We start from the raw sequence: 17990 nt of genomic DNA, 5'->3' as shown, positions 1-17990 counted from the left end.
TTATTTCTTCCTGTCTTCTTCGGTCATTTTTATTCGTCGTACGCATGCTTTGCCGCAAAGGCACTGACCCGTGCACCATGCGCCACCGGGCGAAAGAAATCCGGGAACATTCGTCACAGCCCGAAGTAGATAGCCGCGCCCTTGGTGGTATGGTTACGCCTTTCGCGGTTCCACCCCTTTTCTAAGCTGTTGCTATGTCGCGCGCCCTGGCGATTCTCAAGGATGTTTTCGGCTACCACGCCTTCCGCGGCCGGCAGGGGAGATCATCGACCATGTGGCCGATGGTGGAGATTGCCTGGTCCTGATGCCGACCGGCGGCGGCAAGTCGCTGTGCTACCAGGTTCCCGCATTGCTGCGCCAGAGGGCGGGGCAGGGCACCGGCATCGTGGTGTCGCCGCTGATCGCGCTGATGCAGGACCAGGTCGCGGCGCTGTCCGAGGCGGGGTGCGCGCGGCCGTGCTGAACTCGACGCTCAGCGGGGCCGAGGCCTCCGCGGTGGAGCGCGACCTGCTCGCCGGCCGCCTGGAAATCCTCTATGTGGCGCCCGAGCGGCTGATGACGCCGCGCTTCCAGGATCTGCTCCAGCGTACCCGTATCGGCGTGTTCGCCATCGACGAGGCGCACTGCGTATCGCAGTGGGGCCATGACTTCCGGCCCGAGTACATCCAGCTTTCGGTGCTGCACGAGCGCTTCCCGGAAGTGCCGCGCATTGCCCTGACGGCCACCGCGGATTCCGTCACGCGCGAGGAAATCGTGGAGCGCCTCGCGCTGCACGACGCCCGCGTCTTCGTCTCCAGCTTCGACCGCCCCAATATCCGCTATCGCATCGTCGAGAAAGACAATGCGCGCCAGCAGCTGCTGGCCTTTATCAAGGCCGAGCACCTGGCCGCCGACGGCACGCACGACAGCGGCATCGTCTACTGCCTGTCGCGCAAGAAGGTGGAGGACACCGCGAGCTACCTCAGCGCCCAGGGCCTCAACGCGCTGGCGTACCACGCCGGCATGGATGCGGGCGTGCGCCAGCACCATCAGGCTCGTTTCCGCGAGGAAGAGGGCGTGATCATGGTGGCCACCATTGCCTTCGGCATGGGCATCGACAAGCCGGACGTGCGCTTCGTCGCCCACCTGGACCTGCCCAAGAGCATGGAAGGCTACTACCAGGAGACTGGCCGCGCCGGCCGCGACGGGCTGCCGGCCAACGCCTGGATGGCCTACGGGCTGGGCGACGTGGTCCAGCAAAAGCGCATGATCGACGAGTCCGAGGCGGATGACGCGCACAAGCGCGTCTCGTCCGCCAAGCTCGATGCCCTGCTTGGGCTGTGCGAGACCGCCGGCTGCCGGCGTGTGCGCATCCTGGGCTATTTCGACGAAGCGAGCGAACCCTGCGGCAACTGCGACACCTGCCTGGAGCCGCCCGCCACCTGGGACGGCACGCGTGAAGCGCAGATGGCGCTGTCCTGCGTCTATCGCACGGCGCAGGCCAGCCGCGTCCATTTCGGGGCGACCCACATGGTCGACGTGCTGCGCGGCAATGCGTCGGAAAAGATCCGCCAATGGGGCCACGACAAAGTCTCCACCTTCGGGATCGGGGCCGAGCGCACCGTGTCGGAATGGCATGCCATCTTTCGCCAGTTGATCGCCCACGGCCTGCTGGTCATCGACCACGGCGGCCATGGCGCACTGTTGCTGGGCGAGTCCGCCCGCGCCGTGCTCAAGGGGAAATGCCGATCACCCTGCGCCGGCAGGTCAGCAAGCCCGTCAAGAGCGGCGAACGTGGGGCGCGCGGTTCCACCGGCGCCCGCACCGACCATACCGCCGGCATGGATTCCGAGGCGCTGGCCAACTGGGAAGCCCTTCGCAAATGGCGCACCGAGACGGCACGCGAACACGGTGTGCCGGCCTATGTGATTTTCCATGACGCCACGCTGGCCGAACTGGCGCGCAGCGCACCGGATTCGTTGACTGCAATGGCTGAGGTCCCCGGCATCGGCGCCGCCAAGCTGGAGCGCTATGGCGACGCCATCCTGGAAGCGCTGGGTGCCGTGGAGGACTTTTGAGGCCCGGCCGCGCCAAGTGGAGAAGCACGCTTGTGCTTGTGTCAGAAGCTGCTTGACCGTTTACGTAGTCGCTGCTAGCATGTCAGATTCGAGTTTTTGGCTTTGGATTTCGCTCGCCTGTCGCAATTGTGGCCCTCGGTTCGCAATCGGCAAGCCCGCCAGGGGATCGTGTGATGCTCTGGTGGTGTGGTCGCAGCGGGATCCCAGGCGAGCTCGCGCTCTTTGGCCAGTCTGTTCCTCCACAGGTCCGTCTCAAGAGCGCTCGCTCACTTTTCCCGCCCAAAACCCGTCGTTGCCTCTTCGGCCCATTGCTTGTGGCCCCAGGGGTGTTTTTCCGTAAAACCAAGCTGGATTGAACAATGCCAACTATCAACCAACTGGTTCGCAAGCCGCGTGTCTCTGAAGTCGTCAAGAGCAAGAGCCCGGCGCTTGAGAACTGCCCCCAGCGTCGCGGCGTGTGCACCCGTGTGTACACCACGACGCCGAAGAAGCCGAACTCGGCACTGCGTAAGGTCGCCAAAGTGCGCCTGACCAACGGTTTCGAGGTCATCTCGTACATCGGCGGTGAAGGCCACAACCTGCAAGAACACTCGGTCGTGCTGATTCGCGGCGGCCGTGTGAAGGACTTGCCGGGTGTGCGTTACCACATCGTCCGCGGCTCGCTGGACTTGCAAGGCGTGAAGGATCGTCGCCAGGCACGTTCGAAGTACGGCGCGAAGCGTCCGAAGGCTGCTTAAGGCTAACGCCAGGCAAGCTGGGCACAAAGCCCGAAGCAACAAACGATGGCCTGTGGCGAATGCGTCATGGTGCTGTCACCAGGCGGCGGTAAAACGGAGCGTTTGTCGCGCCGTGCCGTCGAGTAAGTGGTCACCCGGCGAATTTGCCTCGATGGAAGGCAAGCTAGTTGGTGGCCGGAGAGCGGGAAATCATTGCCGCGCTCTCAACTGAATCTAAAGGAAAGAAGATGCCACGTCGTCGTGAAGTCCCCAAGCGGGATATCCTGCCCGATCCGAAGTTCGGTAACGTTGAAGTTGCCAAGTTCATGAACGTCCTGATGCTGGACGGCAAGAAGTCGGTTGCCGAACGTATCGTTTATGGCGCGTTCGACCAGATCGAAAAGAAGGCAGGCAAGGCCCCCGTTGAAGTGTTTTCCGTTGCGATCAACAACGTGAAGCCGGTGGTCGAAGTGAAGAGCCGTCGCGTGGGCGGCGCCAACTATCAGGTTCCGGTCGAAGTCCGTCCGTCGCGTCGTTTGGCATTGGCGATGCGTTGGTTGCGCGAGGCCGCGAAAAAACGCAGCGAGAAGTCGATGGCGCTGCGCCTGGCAGGTGAGCTGCTGGAAGCAGCGGAAGGCCGCGGCGGCGCGATGAAGAAGCGCGACGAAGTGCACCGCATGGCCGAAGCCAACAAGGCGTTCTCGCACTTCCGCTTCTAAAGCGCGCGAGTTACGCGGTTGGTTGCCGGGCGGGCTGTGTTTTCACACGCTCGCCCGTTTGTGTTACGGGCGTTGGCAATGAGATGCCGGCGTCTCACGGACGAATAGAGGATTAAAGTGGCTCGTAAGACTCCCATTGAGCGCTACCGCAATATCGGTATCTCGGCTCACATTGACGCGGGTAAAACCACCACGACCGAGCGTATCCTGTTCTACACCGGTGTGAACCACAAGATCGGTGAAGTGCATGATGGCGCCGCCACCATGGACTGGATGGAGCAGGAACAGGAGCGTGGCATCACGATCACCTCCGCTGCCACCACCGCCTTCTGGAAGGGCATGGCCGGCAATTACCCGGAACACCGCATCAACATCATCGACACCCCGGGCCACGTGGACTTCACCATTGAGGTGGAGCGCTCCATGCGCGTGCTGGATGGCGCATGCATGGTCTACTGCGCAGTGGGTGGCGTGCAGCCCCAGTCGGAAACCGTCTGGCGCCAGGCTAACAAGTACGGCGTGCCGCGCCTGGCCTTCGTCAACAAGATGGACCGTACCGGCGCGAACTTCTTCAAGGTCTACGACCAGCTGAAGACCCGCCTGAAGGCCAGCCCGGTTCCCGTCGTTGTGCCCATCGGCGCCGAAGACACCTTCAAGGGTGTGGTCGACCTGATCAAGATGAAGGCGATCATCTGGGACGAGGCCAGCCAAGGCACCAAGTTCGACTACGTGGACATCCCGGCTGAACTGGCCGACTCGTGCAACGAATGGCGCGAGAAGATGGTCGAGGCAGCTGCCGAGTCGAACGAAGAGCTGATGAACAAGTATCTGGAAGAGGGCGAACTGTCCGAAGCCGAGATCATCAAGGGCCTGCGTGACCGTACCATCGCCTGCGAAATCCAGCCGATGCTGTGCGGCACCGCGTTCAAGAACAAGGGCGTGCAGCGTATGCTGGACGCCGTGATCGACTTCCTGCCGTCGCCGGTCGACATCCCGCCGGTCACCGGCGTGGACGACGACGACAAGGAAACGTCGCGCCGTGCCGCGGACGACGAAAAGTTCTCCGCTCTGGCGTTCAAGATCATGACCGACCCGTTCGTCGGCCAGCTGATCTTCTTCCGCGTCTACTCGGGCAAGGTCAATTCGGGCGACACCATCTACAACCCGGTCAAGAGCAAGAAGGAACGCCTGGGCCGGATTCTGCAGATGCACGCCAACCAGCGCGAAGAAATCAAGGAAGTGCTGGCAGGCGACATCGCCGCCGCGGTTGGCCTGAAAGAAGCCACCACGGGCGATACGCTGTGCGATCCGGACCACATCATCATCCTGGAACGCATGGTGTTCCCGGAGCCGGTGATTTCGCAGGCTGTCGAGCCGAAGACCAAGGCTGACCAGGAAAAGATGGGCATCGCCCTGAACCGCCTGGCACAGGAAGATCCGTCGTTCCGCGTCAAGACCGACGAAGAATCCGGCCAGACCATCATTTCGGGCATGGGCGAGCTCCACCTGGAAATCCTGGTCGACCGCATGAAGCGCGAATTCGGCGTGGAAGCCACCGTGGGCAAGCCCCAGGTTGCGTACCGCGAAACCATCCGCAAGACCTGCGACGAAGTGGAAGGCAAGTTCGTCAAGCAGTCGGGCGGCCGTGGCCAGTACGGTCACGTGGTGCTGAAGCTCGAGCCGCAAGAACCGGGCAAGGGCTACGAATTCGTCGACGCCATCAAGGGCGGCGTGGTGCCGCGCGAGTACATCCCCGCAGTGGACAAGGGCATTCAGGACACCCTGAACTCCGGCGTTCTGGCAGGCTTCCCGGTGGTCGACGTCAAGGTCACGCTGTTCTTCGGTTCGTACCACGATGTGGACTCGAACGAAAACGCGTTCAAGATGGCTGGCTCCATGGGCTTCAAGGAAGGCATGCGTCGCGCAAGCCCCGTGCTGCTCGAGCCGATGATGGCCGTGGAAGTGGAAACGCCCGAAGACTTCATGGGTAACGTGATGGGCGATCTGTCGTCGCGTCGCGGCATTATCCAGGGCATGGACGACATGGTCGGCGGTGGCAAGATCCTGCGCGCGGAAGTTCCGCTGGCAGAGATGTTCGGCTACTCGACCTCGCTGCGTTCGGCCACGCAAGGCCGCGCTACGTACACGATGGAGTTCAAGCACTACGCTGAAGCGCCGAAGAACGTAGCCGACGCCGTGATCACGGCACGTGGCAAGTAAGTAAAAATCCGCCGCCGCGCGTTGTGCGCGGCGGCACTATGAATACGACATACTGGTTTCGATTAGGAGCTGAAAAATGGCAAAGGAAAAGTTCTCGCGGACTAAGCCGCACGTGAACGTTGGCACGATCGGTCACGTTGACCATGGCAAGACCACCCTGACGGCAGCAATTGCCACGGTGCTGGCAGCCAAGTTTGGCGGTTCGGCCAAGAAGTACGACGAAATCGACGCAGCGCCGGAAGAAAAGGCACGCGGTATTACCATCAATACCGCACACGTCGAGTACGAAACGGCTAACCGCCACTACGCACACGTTGACTGCCCGGGCCACGCTGACTATGTGAAGAACATGATCACGGGCGCCGCACAGATGGACGGCGCAATCCTGGTGTGCTCGGCCGCTGACGGCCCCATGCCCCAGACCCGCGAACACATCCTGCTGGCCCGCCAGGTTGGCGTGCCTTACATCATCGTGTTCCTGAACAAGTGCGACATGGTCGACGACGCCGAGCTGCTCGAGCTGGTCGAAATGGAAGTGCGCGAGCTCTTGTCCAAGTACGAATTCCCCGGCGACGACACCCCGATCATCAAGGGTTCGGCCAAGCTGGCACTGGAAGGCGACAAGGGCGAACTGGGCGAGCAAGCGATCCTGGCCCTGGCCGACACGCTGGACACCTACATCCCGACGCCGGAACGTGCCATCGACGGCACCTTCCTGATGCCGGTGGAAGACGTGTTCTCGATCTCGGGCCGTGGCACGGTTGTGACCGGTCGTATCGAGCGCGGCATCATCAAGGTCGGTGAAGAAATCGAAATCGTTGGTATCAAGCCGACGGTCAAGACCATCTGCACCGGCGTGGAAATGTTCCGCAAGCTGCTGGACCAAGGTCAAGCTGGCGACAACGTGGGTCTGCTGCTGCGCGGCACGAAGCGCGAAGACGTCGAGCGCGGCCAAGTGCTGTGCAAGCCGGGTTCGATCAAGCCGCACACGCACTTCACCGGCGAGGTCTACATCTTGTCGAAGGACGAAGGCGGCCGTCACACCCCGTTCTTCAACAACTACCGCCCGCAGTTCTACTTCCGTACGACCGACGTGACTGGCTCGATCGAGCTGCCGAAGGACAAGGAAATGGTCATGCCGGGTGACAACGTGTCGATCACGGTCAAGCTGATTGCCCCGATCGCCATGGAAGAAGGCCTGCGTTTCGCCATCCGTGAAGGCGGTCGTACCGTCGGCGCCGGCGTCGTGGCAAAGATCCTCGACTAAGCAAACTTCCTGGAGCTGGCTGGCGGTACAATACCGTCGGCCAGTTCCCTTGTTCCAGGGCGCTAGCCGCCCATCGCTCTTTAAAGGAAATATCATGCAGAACCAGAAGATCCGTATCCGCCTGAAGGCTTTCGACTATCGCCTGATCGACCAGTCGGCAGCCGAAATCGTGGATACCGCCAAGCGCACCGGCGCGATCGTCAAGGGCCCGGTGCCCCTGCCGACCCGTATCCAGCGCTTCGACATCCTGCGTTCGCCGCACGTCAACAAGACGAGCCGTGATCAGTTCGAGATTCGTACTCACCAGCGCCTGATGGACATCGTCGATCCTACCGACAAGACCGTTGACGCACTGATGAAGCTCGACCTGCCGGCCGGCGTCGACGTCGAAATCAAGGTGTAAGGTATTCCGCACAAGACCGCCCAAAGCGGTTTTGCGCAAACAAGAACGGCGAACTTCGGTTCGCCGTTCTTGTTTTTGTGCTCCCATTTCACCGCAATGCGGCCTAGGAAGGCCCGCGCCGGCGCAGCGTCTGGCCCGGCGGCTCGCCGAAATTCTTGCGGTATTCCACGCTGAAGCGACCCAGGTGGCCAAAGCCCCAGCGCAGGGCCGCGGCCGTGACAGAGTCGATCGCCAGGTCGTTCAGCAGGTCATGGCGAACACGCTCCAGTCGCACCGCGCGCAGGTAGGCCATCGGGCTGATGCCCCGATGCTCGCGAAAGCCCGCATAGAGCCCGCGCAGGCTGACGCCGGCGACTTCCGCCAGCAGGGCCGGGGTCAGTGGTGCCTGCGCATGGGCATGGATGTATTCCTCGACCTGCTTCACGTGACGCGGCGCCAAGAGTTTGCCCCGTGCCCGCATCGCCTCCGCCAGGCTATGGGGCTGCACCGTCAACAACGTGCCGATCACCAGCTGCTCCAGCTGGCAAGCCGTCAACGGATGCCGCGCCGCATCCGGCGCCAGCGCGAGCAGGTCCGCCAGGTAGTGCATCAGCTGGTACCAGGCTGCCAGGCGGCGCCACTCCATCCCGAGCTCGAAGCGCAGCGGTGCCTGTGGCCGATGGCCGAGGTACGCCGCGCATACCCGCTCCATGGCACCGCGCTCCACGCGCACGATCAACTGGTCGCTGTCGTGGCTCCAGCGCATCCGCACGGGGTCGCTGGGCGTGAGCACCGAGGCCGTGTCGCGGTCGGAGAGGATCTGCTGCTGGCCGCAATGGATCTGGGCATGGCCCGCCAGCGGCATCTGCACAAGCAGGAAATCATCAAGCGGCCCAGGCTCGATCTGGACCTCCGCGCCATAGGCCAGCCGGTTGAACGACACGGCGCCAAGTGGCGCATGATGCATGCGGGCAGCCAGCGTCGTGCCGCCGATGGTGAGCTTGTGCGGCTTGAAAACCGTACCCACCGCTGCGCGCGTCTGGGCCTGGTCGGTCGAGGCGAAGACCAGCCGGGCGGGGTCGGATAGCAGAGCGCCTGCCAGCGGCTCGGTGGCCGTGGCCGCGGGGGCTGCGGCATTGTCTCGCTCCTCGGCGTCATTGGCGCGCCGCTACGTACGTTGAGCCCGGCCAGCCTGCGGGCGGATTCCTTCACACCACTATAGTGGATCGCTTCCCGGCGCCCCTTGCCCGCACCGGTATTTTCCTGCACTAATCGGATAGCCGCTGCAGCCCGCGGCTAGCTTGCTGCGGTGCGGATCGCCCATGATGGAATCCAGCACGGTAGCCCCATCCCCCAAAACAAAGGAACGCAGCCCATGGGCCAGACCATCCAGATCCACGCCGCCGACGGTAGCGGCACGTTCAGCGCCTACCTCGCCACGCCCGCAGCGGGCAAGGGGCCCGGCATTGTGTTGTGCCAGGAAATCTTCGGCGTCAACGCCACCATGCGCGCCGTGGCGGACTACTACGCCGAAGAAGGCTACACGGTGCTGGTGCCGGACCTGTTCTGGCGCATCGCCCCTGGCATCGAACTGGGCGATCGCGGCGAGGACTTCCAGCGCGCCTTGGGCTTGTATCAGCGCTTCGATGAGGCCCTCGGCGTCAAGGATGTCGGTGCGGCGCTGGACGCGCTGCGCGCCCGCCCCGAATGCGTGGGCCAGACCGGGGTGCTTGGCTTTTGCCTGGGTGGCAAGCTCGCCTATCTAGCTGCTTGCCGCCTGGACGGCGTGGCCTGTGCCGTGGCGTACTACGGCGTCGGCATCGAGCGCGCGCTGGGCGAGGCGGCCGATATCCAGGGACGGCTGGTGCTGCACGTGGCCGAGCGCGACGGCTTTTGCCCACCCGAGGCGCAAGCGCAGATCCGCGCAGCCCTTGGCGGCAAGGACGGTATCGAGCTGTACGTTTATCCAGGCGTCGACCACGCGTTCGCGCGCACCGGCGGCGAGCATTTCGACCGCCCCTCGGCGCTGATGGCGCATCAGCGCTCGATTGCCGCGCTGCGCGCAGAGATGGGGCCGCACTACGACTTCTCGGCCCTCTGGGACAAGCACTGCGAATACGAATTCGCCACCCGCGATGTCGACGCCACCATGGCGACGATGGTGGCCGAGCCATATGTCAATCATATCCCGACCATGACCGGCGGCGTCGGCCACCGGCAGCTCAAGCGCTTCTACCAGAACCACTTCGTCAACAGCAATCCGCCCGATACGACGCTGATCCCGCTGTCGCGCACCGTGGGCGCCAGCCAGATCGTCGACGAGATGCTGTTCTGCTTCACGCATACCTGCGAGGTCGACTGGATGCTGCCGGGCGTGGCGCCCACCGGCAAGCGCGTGGAGATCCCCCTCATCGCGATCGTCAAGTTCCGCGGGGGCAAGCTGTACCACGAGCACATCTACTGGGACCAGGCGAGCGTGCTGGTGCAGATCGGCAAGCTCGATCCAGCCGGCCTGCCCGTGGCCGGTGTCGAGACCGCGCGCAAGCTGCTCGACGAAACGCTGCCCTCCAACACGCTGATGGCGCGCTGGCGGGAGAGCGAGGGCAAGTAATCCGGGCGCATACGCGCCCCGGTATATCGACGTCATCAAGCAAAGGGGCGTGCCCGGCACGCGCCTCGGGTACCGCTGCGCCTACGGCGCCGGATGGCCCCCAAGGCGCACGGGCAACGCACCGAATACAAGGAGACAACGTCATGAAAGGACTGCAGGACAAGATTGCCATCGTCAGCGGTGGCGCCACGATAATCGGCGCGGGAGTCGCGAAGGCCTTCGTGGAGGCCGGAACGCGAGTGGCGATACTCGATATCGATGCCGGCGGCGGCGAGCGCGTTGCCGCCGAACTAGGCCAACGCGCGATCTTCATCCGCACCGACATCACCGACGACACCCAGGTGGTGGCGGCCGTCGCACAGGTGGCGCGGCACTTCGGCGGCATCGACTACCTCGTCAACCTGGCCTGCACCTATCTCGACGACGGTTTCAAGTCGAACCGCCGTGAATGGCTCGCCGCGCTCGACGTCAACGTAGTCTCCAGCGTGATCCTGGCCCAGGCCGTCCACGATGGAATGCGCGCACGCGGCGGCGGCGCGATCGTCAACTTCACCAGCATCTCGGCCAATGTGGCGCAGACTGGACGCTGGCTTTATCCGGCCTCCAAGGCCGCTATCCGGCAGCTTACCCGCAGCATGGCGATGGACCTCGCGCCGGATCGGATCCGCGTCAACGCGGTCTCGCCGGGCTGGACCTGGTGCCGGCTGATGGATGAGGTCAGCGGCGGCAACCGCGAGCGCACCGATCGCGTGGCGGCGGACTTCCACCTGCTGGGCCGCGTGGGCGAGCCCGATGAAGTGGCCCAGGTCGTGCTGTTCCTCTGCTCGGACCATGCCAGCTTTGTCACCGGCGCCGACTACGCGGTGGACGGCGGCTACTCGGCAATGGGGCCGGAGCAAAACGTCCCTGCCATCCCGCGCCTGGCCGGCTGACGCCGCGCTCCAGGACTTCGATTTCCACGCTGAACTTCAAGTAGGAGATTGCCATGAGCCAACGCATTGCCATCGTCGGCGCGGGCCAGTCCGGCCTGCAGATGGCCCTGGGCCTGCAAGCCAAGGGTTACCGGGTCACGCTGATGACCAATCGCACGCCGGACCAGGTCCGGGCGGGCAAGGTCATGTCCAGCCAGTGCATGTTCGACCGTGCACTGCAGACCGAGCGGGAGCTTGGCCTTAACTGGTGGGACGACACGTGCCCGCCCGTGGAAGGGATCGGTCTGGCGATTCCGCATCCGGAGCAGCCAGGGACCAAACTCATCGATTGGGCAGCCCCACTCGATCGGGCAGCCCAGGCAGTGGACCAGCGTCTCAAGATGCCCGCCTGGATGGAGGCCTTCGTGCAACGCGGCGGCGACCTGCGCATCGCCGACGCCGGCATCGATGAGCTGGAAGCGCTGGCGCGCGAGCATGATCTTGTGCTGCTCGCGGCCGGCAAGGGCGAGATCGTCAGCCGTTTCGAGCGTGACGCCACGCGCAGTCCCTTTAGCGCGCCGCAGCGCTCGCTGGCCCTGACCTATGTGAACGGCATGACGCCGCGGACCCCGTTCTCGCGGGTTTGCTTCAACCTGATTCCCGGCATTGGCGAATACTTCGTCTTCCCGGCCCTGACGCTGTCCGGGCCCTGCGAGATCATGGTGTTCGAGGGCATACCCGGTGGCCCGATGGACCGCTGGGCGGAGGCACGCTCGCCGGAGCAGCACCTCGCCGAGAGCATGCGCATCCTGTGCACGTGGCTACCGTGGGAGGCCGAGCGCTGTGATGCGGTGACGCTGACCGACGCGCAAGGCATACTCGCCGGCCGCTTCGCCCCAACCGTGCGCCGCCCGGTCATGACCTTGCCCTCGGGCAGGCTTGTGTTCGGCATGGCCGACGCTGTAGTCGTCAACGACCCCATCACGGGGCAGGGCTCAAACAACGCCGCCAAGTGCTGCAGGGTGTATCTCGATGCCATCGTCGCGCATGGCGATCGCGCGTTCGACGCGGGCTGGATGGAGCAGACGTTTGCGTGTTACTGGCAATACGCCGGCGACGTGGTGAACTGGACCAATTCCCTGCTCACGCCGCCGCCGCCGCATATCCTGGCGTTGCTTGGCGCGGCTGGCCATGCGCCGGCGCTGGCCGGACGCATTGCCAAAGGCTTTGACAACCCGCCGGACTTCTTTCCCTGGTGGGCCGATCCCGCTGCGTGCCAGCAGTTGATCGACCAGCATCTGCCGCAGGCTGCCTGAAATGGAAGCCGCATGCGCTGTGCTGGATACGAGGGCGCTGCGCCGGGCCTGTGGCCGTTACGCCACCGGCGTGGCGGTCATCGGGGCGTGCGGCGCCGAGGGTCGCCCTATTGGCCTGACCATCAACTCCTTCGCCTCGCTGTCGCTGGCGCCACCGCTGGTCTTGTGGAGCCTGGCGCTGCATTCACCGAATGCCGGGCACTTTGCCGTCGGCAAGCACTTTGGCGTCAGCATCCTGCAGGCGGGGCATGGCGAGCTGGCGCGCCGTTTTGCCACGCCGGCGGAGGACAAGTTTGCCGGCGTCCCCCATCGGCGCTGCGAGCGCGGCGTGCCCTACCTGGACGAGGCGCTGGCCACGCTGGCGTGCAGGGTGGAGCGTGCCGACGTGGTGGGGGATCACTTGCTGATCGTCGGGGCGGTGGAGGGATTTGACGTGGGGGAGGGCGAACCGTTGGTGTTCTTCGGCGGGGAATTCGTAAGGGTAGGGCGGTAACGCAGGCTGTATCAGGCTGTATCGGCACTTGGATGCGGACATCAAGTGTCGATACAGCCGCTAGCAACCCCGCTAACGGCCCCGAAAATCGCATCGCAGAGCGCCGGCGCCAAGTGCAAACATCACAAAACAACACCCGCCCGCGTCCAGACTCCAACTTCCCAGGTCACGCTTGCTCTTTCCAAACCGCTGGGATATAGTGTAAGGCTACCCGTTTGTCTATGGGTAGTGGGCTGGCCAATTTGGCCGCGCGCAGTCTTCTTCAGCGCAAGCCCCGCACTGCAAACACTGTTTTCGTGTATTTAATCAGCCCCGGCCAATCGCAGCTGGGAATGGAGCAAACCATGAGCCTTGGCCTTGTAGGTCGCAAGGTTGGCATGACCCGTATTTTCACGGACGACGGCGATTCAATTCCCGTTACCGTGGTCGAGGTCGGCGACAACCGCGTGACACAAATCAAGACGGACGAGACCGACGGTTATACCTCGGTTCAAGTCACTTTCGGCGCACGCCGCGCTAGCCGCGTCACCAAGCCTTTGGCAGGTCACCTTGCCAAAGCTGGTGTTGAAGCTGGTGAAATCATCCGCGAATTCCGCATCGATGCCGCTAAGGCTGGCGAACTGCAAGCCGGCGGTACGCTGTCGGTCGACCTGTTCGAAGTCGGTCAGAAGATCGACGTCCAGGGCGTGACCATCGGTAAGGGCTACGCCGGTACCATCAAGCGCCACCATTTCGCATCGGGTCGTGCCACCCACGGTAACTCGCGTTCGCACAACGTGCCGGGTTCCATCGGTATGGCGCAGGATCCGGGCCGTGTGTTCCCCGGCAAGCGCATGACTGGCCATCTGGGTGACGTCACCCGCACCGTCCAGAACCTGGAAATCGCCAAGATCGACGCAGAGCGCAAGCTGCTGCTGGTCAAGGGCGCCATTCCCGGCTCCAAGGGCGGCAAGGTTATCGTTACCCCGGCCGTCAAGGCCAAAGCCAAAGCTTAAGGAGCGAATCAATGGAACTCAAGCTCCTCCAGGACAATGGCCAGATCGGTGCAGGCGTTGACGCCTCGCCCGAAGTCTTCGGCCGTGACTACAACGAAGCCCTCGTTCACCAAGTCGTCGTCGCTTACCAGGCTAACGCTCGCAGCGGTAACCGTAAGCAGAAGGACCGTGAAGAGGTCAAGCACACGACCAAGAAGCCTTGGCGCCAGAAGGGTACGGGTCGCGCCCGTGCCGGTATGTCTTCCTCGCCGCTGTGGCGCGGGGGCGGCCGTATCTTCCCGAATTCGCCGGAAGAGAACTTCACGCAGAAGGTCAACAAGAAGATGTTCCGTGCCGGCATGCGCTCGATTTACTCGCAGCTCGCACGTGAAGGTCGTATCAACGTGGTGGACGGTTTCACCGTCGATGCGCCCAAGACCAAGCTCTTGGCCGACAAGTTCAAGGCCATGGGCCTGGACTCGGTGCTGATCATCACCGACAGCCTCGACGAGAACCTCTACCTGGCTTCGCGCAATCTGCCGCACGTGGCGGTTGTCGAGCCGCGCCAGGCTGACCCGCTGTCGCTCGTGCACTACAAGAAGGTGCTGGTGACCAAGGCAGCCGTCGCGCAGATCGAGGAGTTGCTGAAATGACGCAAGTAGCCAAGAACGATCATCGTTTGATGCAGGTGCTGCTCGCGCCGGTGGTTTCCGAAAAGGCAACCCTGGTCGCCGACAAGAACGAACAAGTCGTGTTCGAAGTCGCTCGCGATGCCAACAAGGCAGACGTGAAGGCGGCAGTCGAACTGCTGTTCAAGGTCGAGGTGCAGTCCGTTCAGATCCTGAACCAAAAGGGCAAGCAAAAGCGTTTTGGCCGATTCATGGGGCGTCGCAACCACGTGAAGAAGGCTTACGTTTCGCTCAAGCCGGGTCAGGAAATCAATTTTGAAGCGGAGGCCAAGTAATCATGGCACTCGTCAAGACCAAGCCGACGTCCCCGGGCCGTCGCTCCATGGTAAAGGTTGTCAATCACAACCTGCACAAGGGCGCGCCCCACGCTCCGCTGCTGGAAAAGCAATTCCAGAAGTCGGGCCGTAACAACAACGGTCACATCACCACCCGCCACAAGGGCGGTGGTCATAAGCACCATTACCGCGTGGTCGACTTCAAGCGCAACGACAAGGACGGCATTGCCGCCAAGGTCGAGCGCCTGGAATACGATCCGAACCGCAGCGCCAATATCGCGCTGGTGCTGTTCGCCGACGGCGAGCGCCGCTACATCATTGCCACCAAGGGCATGGTAGTTGGCCAAGCGTTGATGAACGGCTCGGAAGCTGCGATCAAGTCGGGTAACAACCTGCCGATCCGCAACATTCCGGTTGGTACCACCATCCACTGCGTGGAAATGCTGCCGGGCAAGGGCGCTCAGATCGCTCGCGCCGCTGGCGGTTCCGCTGTGCTGCTGGCTCGTGAAGGCATCTACGCTCAGGTTCGCCTGCGCTCCGGTGAAGTGCGTCGCGTTCACATCGAATGCCGCGCCACCATCGGTGAAGTCGGTAACGAAGAGCATAGCCTGCGCGTCATCGGCAAGGCCGGTGCAAATCGTTGGCGCGGTATCCGCCCGACGGTTCGCGGCGTTGTGATGAACCCGGTGGACCACCCGCACGGTGGTGGTGAAGGCAAGACCGCTGCTGGTCGTGATCCCGTTTCGCCGTGGGGTACCCCGGCCAAGGGTTACCGTACCCGCAGCAACAAGCGCACTGCCAGCATGATCGTGCAGCGCCGCCACAAGCGTTAATCGGTAGGTAGGAGCCTAGACATGACACGTTCCGCAAAAAAGGGTCCGTTCTGTGACGCCCACCTGCTGAAAAAGGTGGAAGCGGCCTCAGCCGGCAAGGACAAGAAGCCCATCAAGACTTGGTCGCGTCGCTCGACCATTCTGCCGGACTTCATCGGCCTGACGATCGCCGTACATAACGGCCGTCAACACGTGCCGGTGTATGTTTCGGAAAACATGGTTGGCCACAAGCTCGGTGAATTTGCGCTCACGCGTACGTTCAAGGGCCATGCGGCTGACAAGAAAGCGAAGAGGTAAGGTGCCATCATGGAAGTGAAAGCGATTCATCGCGGTGCCCGCATCTCCGCCCAGAAAACGCGCCTGGTCGCTGACCAGATCCGCGGTCTGCCGATCGAACGCGCGCTCAACGTCCTGACGTTCAGCCCGAAAAAGGCGGCCGTCATCGTGAAGAAGGTGGTCGAATCGGCCATCGCCAACGCCGAGCACAACGAAGGCGCCGACATCGACGAACTGAAGGTCAAGACCATCTTCGTCGACAAGGCAACCTCGCTCAAGCGTTTCACGGCACGAGCAAAGGGCCGCGGCAACCGCATCGAGAAACAAACTTGTCACATCACTGTGACGCTCGGCAACTAAGGAGTCACGATGGGACAGAAGATTCATCCGACTGGCTTCCGTCTGGCCGTCAGCCGTAACTGGGCTTCGCGTTGGTACGCCAACAACACGAAGTTCGCCGGCATGCTGAAGGAAGACATCGAAGTTCGCGAGTTTCTGAAGAAGAAGCTCAAGAACGCTTCGGTTGGCCGCGTCGTGATCGAGCGCCCCGCCCGCAATGCACGTCTCACCATTTATAGCTCGCGTCCGGGCGTGGTGATCGGCAAGAAGGGGAGGACATCGAACTGCTCAAGGCCGAGCTGCAACGCCGCATGGGTGTGCCCGTGCACGTGAACATCGAGGAAATCCGCAAGCCGGAAACCGATGCGCAGCTGATCGCCGACTCGATCACCCAGCAGCTCGAGCGCCGTATCATGTTCCGCCGCGCAATGAAGCGCGCGATGCAGAACGCGATGCGCCTCGGTGCCCAAGGCATCAAGATCATGAGCGCCGGTCGTCTGAACGGCATCGAAATCGCACGTACCGAGTGGTATCGCGAAGGCCGTGTGCCCCTGCACACCCTGCGCGCCGACATCGACTACGGCTTCTCCGAAGCAGAAACCACCTACGGCATCATCGGTGTCAAGGTGTGGGTCTACAAGGGTGATCACCTCGGCCGCAACGATGCGCCGGTGGTGGAAGAGCCGCAAGACGATCGTCGTCGTCGCCCGGGTGGTCGTCCTGATGGTCGTCGCCGTGAAGGCGAAGGCGGCCGTCCGGGTGGCAACCGCCGCGGTGGCGCGGGTGCCGGTGCAGGTCGCCGCGCTCCTGGCGCAGATGCGAAGAGTGGAGAATAACGATGCTGCAACCTAAGCGCAGAAAATATCGCAAGGAGCAGAAAGGCCGCAACACGGGTAAAGCTACCCGTGGCAACGCCGTGTCTTTCGGCGAATTCGGCCTGAAGGCGATGGGCCGTGGTCGTCTGACGGCTCGTCAGATCGAGTCGGCACGTCGTGCGATGACCCGTCACATCAAGCGTGGCGGCCGCATCTGGATCCGGATTTTCCCGGACAAGCCGATCTCGAAGAAGCCCGCCGAAGTCCGTATGGGTAACGGTAAGGGTAATCCGGAATACTACGTGGCAGAAATCCAGCCGGGCAAGATGCTGTACGAAATGGATGGCGTGACGGAAGAGCTGGCTCGTGAGGCGTTCCGCCTCGCGGCCGCCAAGCTGCCGATCGCTACCAATTTCGTGGTGCGCCAGGTCGGGACGTAAGGAGAGCAGGGATGAAAGCATCCGAACTTCGCGGCAAAGATGCCGCAGGGCTGAACCAGGAGCTCTCCGAGCTGCTGAAGGCCCAATTTAGCCTGCGCATGCAAAAGGCCACCCAACAGCTGCAGAACACCAGCCAGCTGAAGAAGGTGCGCAAGGACATCGCGCGGGTGCAAACCGTGCTGAACGAAAAGGCGACCTCGAAATGACTGAAACTGCACAAACGGAATCGTCGCTTCGCCGCACGCTGGTCGGTCGGGTAGTTAGCGACAAGATGGACAAGACCGTCACGGTCTTGATCGAAAACCGCGTCAAGCATCCTCTGTACGGCAAGTACGTGCTGCGTTCCAAGAAGTACCACGCACACGACGAAGCCAACCAGTACAAGGAAGGCGACAAGGTCGAGATCCAGGAAACGCGTCCGCTGTCGCGGACCAAGTCCTGGGTGGTTTCCCGTCTGGTCGAAGCTGCGCGCGTCATCTAAAAAACCACACGGTTTTCGGTTGACTTGCGAGTCCAGGGTTATGTGCTATAATCCTGGACTTCCGCTTTGTTGCATTCGCCTTAGTTGTATCACCCCGGCGAATCGGTGAAGCGAACCTAGCCGAGCGGCTCCTGATTAACCATGTTCAGGCCGCCTGGTAACTACCGACTTCAAAG

19 protein-coding genes and 2 pseudogenes are annotated in these 17990 nt (G+C 62.8%); 20 read left to right on the top strand and 1 reads right to left on the bottom strand.

The annotated features are described in order from the left end of the window. The first annotated feature begins 194 nt into the window (after positions 1-194). The 6 genes and pseudogenes from recQ (at position 195) to rpsJ (ending at position 7382) form a co-directional block, all read left to right on the top strand. Positions 195-2057, top strand: a pseudogene (recQ, locus tag OMK73_RS26300) (DNA helicase RecQ). A gap of 359 nt (positions 2058-2416) precedes the next feature. After that, on the top strand, positions 2417-2794 hold the full coding sequence (gene rpsL / locus OMK73_RS26295) for a 30S ribosomal protein S12 (protein ID WP_006162330.1): 378 nt from the start codon (positions 2417-2419) through the stop codon (positions 2792-2794). Positions 2795-3021: 227 nt separating this feature from the next. Then, positions 3022-3492, top strand: a complete 471-nt coding sequence (gene rpsG, locus OMK73_RS26290) for a 30S ribosomal protein S7 (protein WP_035876146.1) — start codon at positions 3022-3024, stop codon at positions 3490-3492. 117 nt (positions 3493-3609) lie between these two features. Next, positions 3610-5712 carry an elongation factor G gene (fusA, locus tag OMK73_RS26285; protein WP_174424950.1) on the top strand — a complete coding sequence of 701 codons (2103 nt, stop codon included), beginning with the start codon at positions 3610-3612 and terminating at the stop codon, positions 5710-5712. 76 nt (positions 5713-5788) lie between these two features. Then, the gene (gene tuf / locus OMK73_RS26280) at positions 5789-6979 is read left to right on the top strand and encodes an elongation factor Tu (RefSeq protein ID WP_267604579.1); all 1191 of its coding nucleotides are present in this window, start codon (positions 5789-5791) and stop codon (positions 6977-6979) included. A 94-nt stretch (positions 6980-7073) separates the two neighbouring features. Next, positions 7074-7382, top strand: a complete 309-nt coding sequence (gene rpsJ, locus OMK73_RS26275) for a 30S ribosomal protein S10 (RefSeq protein ID WP_006160488.1) — start codon at positions 7074-7076, stop codon at positions 7380-7382. A 103-nt stretch (positions 7383-7485) separates the two neighbouring features. Here the strand turns inward: rpsJ and OMK73_RS26270 are convergent, their stop codons facing one another. Further along, positions 7486-8463, bottom strand: a complete 978-nt coding sequence (locus OMK73_RS26270; protein ID WP_267606518.1) for an AraC family transcriptional regulator — start codon at positions 8461-8463, stop codon at positions 7486-7488. Positions 8464-8736: 273 nt separating this feature from the next. On the opposite strand from OMK73_RS26270, the gene OMK73_RS26265 reads away from it, so the two are divergent. The 14 genes and pseudogenes from OMK73_RS26265 (at position 8737) to rpsQ (ending at position 17814) form a co-directional block, all read left to right on the top strand. Next, positions 8737-9972, top strand: coding sequence for a dienelactone hydrolase family protein (locus OMK73_RS26265; protein WP_267604578.1), 1236 nt, complete (start codon positions 8737-8739; stop codon positions 9970-9972). 143 nt (positions 9973-10115) lie between these two features. Then, entirely contained in the window at positions 10116-10904 is a 789-nt protein-coding gene (locus OMK73_RS26260; protein ID WP_267604577.1) for an SDR family oxidoreductase, read from the top strand. A gap of 53 nt (positions 10905-10957) precedes the next feature. Further along, entirely contained in the window at positions 10958-12199 is a 1242-nt protein-coding gene (locus OMK73_RS26255; RefSeq protein WP_267604576.1) for a styrene monooxygenase/indole monooxygenase family protein, read from the top strand. Position 12200: 1 nt separating this feature from the next. After that, the gene (locus OMK73_RS26250) at positions 12201-12692 is read left to right on the top strand and encodes a flavin reductase family protein (protein ID WP_267604575.1); all 492 of its coding nucleotides are present in this window, start codon (positions 12201-12203) and stop codon (positions 12690-12692) included. A 344-nt stretch (positions 12693-13036) separates the two neighbouring features. Beyond that, positions 13037-13687, top strand: coding sequence for a 50S ribosomal protein L3 (rplC, locus tag OMK73_RS26245; RefSeq protein WP_267604574.1), 651 nt, complete (start codon positions 13037-13039; stop codon positions 13685-13687). Between the two features lie 11 nt (positions 13688-13698). Then, complete coding sequence (gene rplD / locus OMK73_RS26240; protein WP_006160474.1) at positions 13699-14319, top strand: 50S ribosomal protein L4; 621 nt, start codon at positions 13699-13701, stop codon at positions 14317-14319. Continuing rightward, positions 14316-14630 (top strand): 50S ribosomal protein L23, encoded by a 315-nt coding sequence (gene rplW / locus OMK73_RS26235; protein WP_006160473.1) that lies wholly within the window; start codon positions 14316-14318, stop codon positions 14628-14630. Before rplD ends, rplW begins: the two co-directional genes overlap by 4 nt. Before the next feature lie 2 nt (positions 14631-14632). Then, the gene (gene rplB, locus OMK73_RS26230; protein ID WP_043350353.1) at positions 14633-15463 is read left to right on the top strand and encodes a 50S ribosomal protein L2; all 831 of its coding nucleotides are present in this window, start codon (positions 14633-14635) and stop codon (positions 15461-15463) included. Between the two features lie 21 nt (positions 15464-15484). Further along, entirely contained in the window at positions 15485-15760 is a 276-nt protein-coding gene (gene rpsS, locus OMK73_RS26225) for a 30S ribosomal protein S19 (RefSeq protein ID WP_006160471.1), read from the top strand. A 9-nt stretch (positions 15761-15769) separates the two neighbouring features. After that, positions 15770-16099 (top strand): 50S ribosomal protein L22, encoded by a 330-nt coding sequence (gene rplV, locus OMK73_RS26220; protein ID WP_006160469.1) that lies wholly within the window; start codon positions 15770-15772, stop codon positions 16097-16099. A gap of 9 nt (positions 16100-16108) precedes the next feature. Further along, a pseudogene (rpsC, locus tag OMK73_RS26215) lies at positions 16109-16914 on the top strand (30S ribosomal protein S3). A gap of 2 nt (positions 16915-16916) precedes the next feature. Beyond that, positions 16917-17333: a 50S ribosomal protein L16 gene (gene rplP, locus OMK73_RS26210; RefSeq protein WP_006160465.1), complete on the top strand. Its 417-nt coding sequence runs from the start codon at positions 16917-16919 to the stop codon at positions 17331-17333. A gap of 11 nt (positions 17334-17344) precedes the next feature. Next, positions 17345-17539 (top strand): 50S ribosomal protein L29, encoded by a 195-nt coding sequence (gene rpmC, locus OMK73_RS26205; protein WP_006160464.1) that lies wholly within the window; start codon positions 17345-17347, stop codon positions 17537-17539. After that, complete coding sequence (rpsQ, locus tag OMK73_RS26200; RefSeq protein ID WP_006160462.1) at positions 17536-17814, top strand: 30S ribosomal protein S17; 279 nt, start codon at positions 17536-17538, stop codon at positions 17812-17814. Before rpmC ends, rpsQ begins: the two co-directional genes overlap by 4 nt. The last annotated feature ends 176 nt before the right edge of the window (positions 17815-17990 follow it).

The organism is Cupriavidus sp. D39 (assembly GCF_026627925.1).
GTDB lineage: Bacteria > Pseudomonadota > Gammaproteobacteria > Burkholderiales > Burkholderiaceae > Cupriavidus > Cupriavidus ulmosensis.
This window is presented reverse-complemented; position numbering and strand designations above follow the sequence as displayed.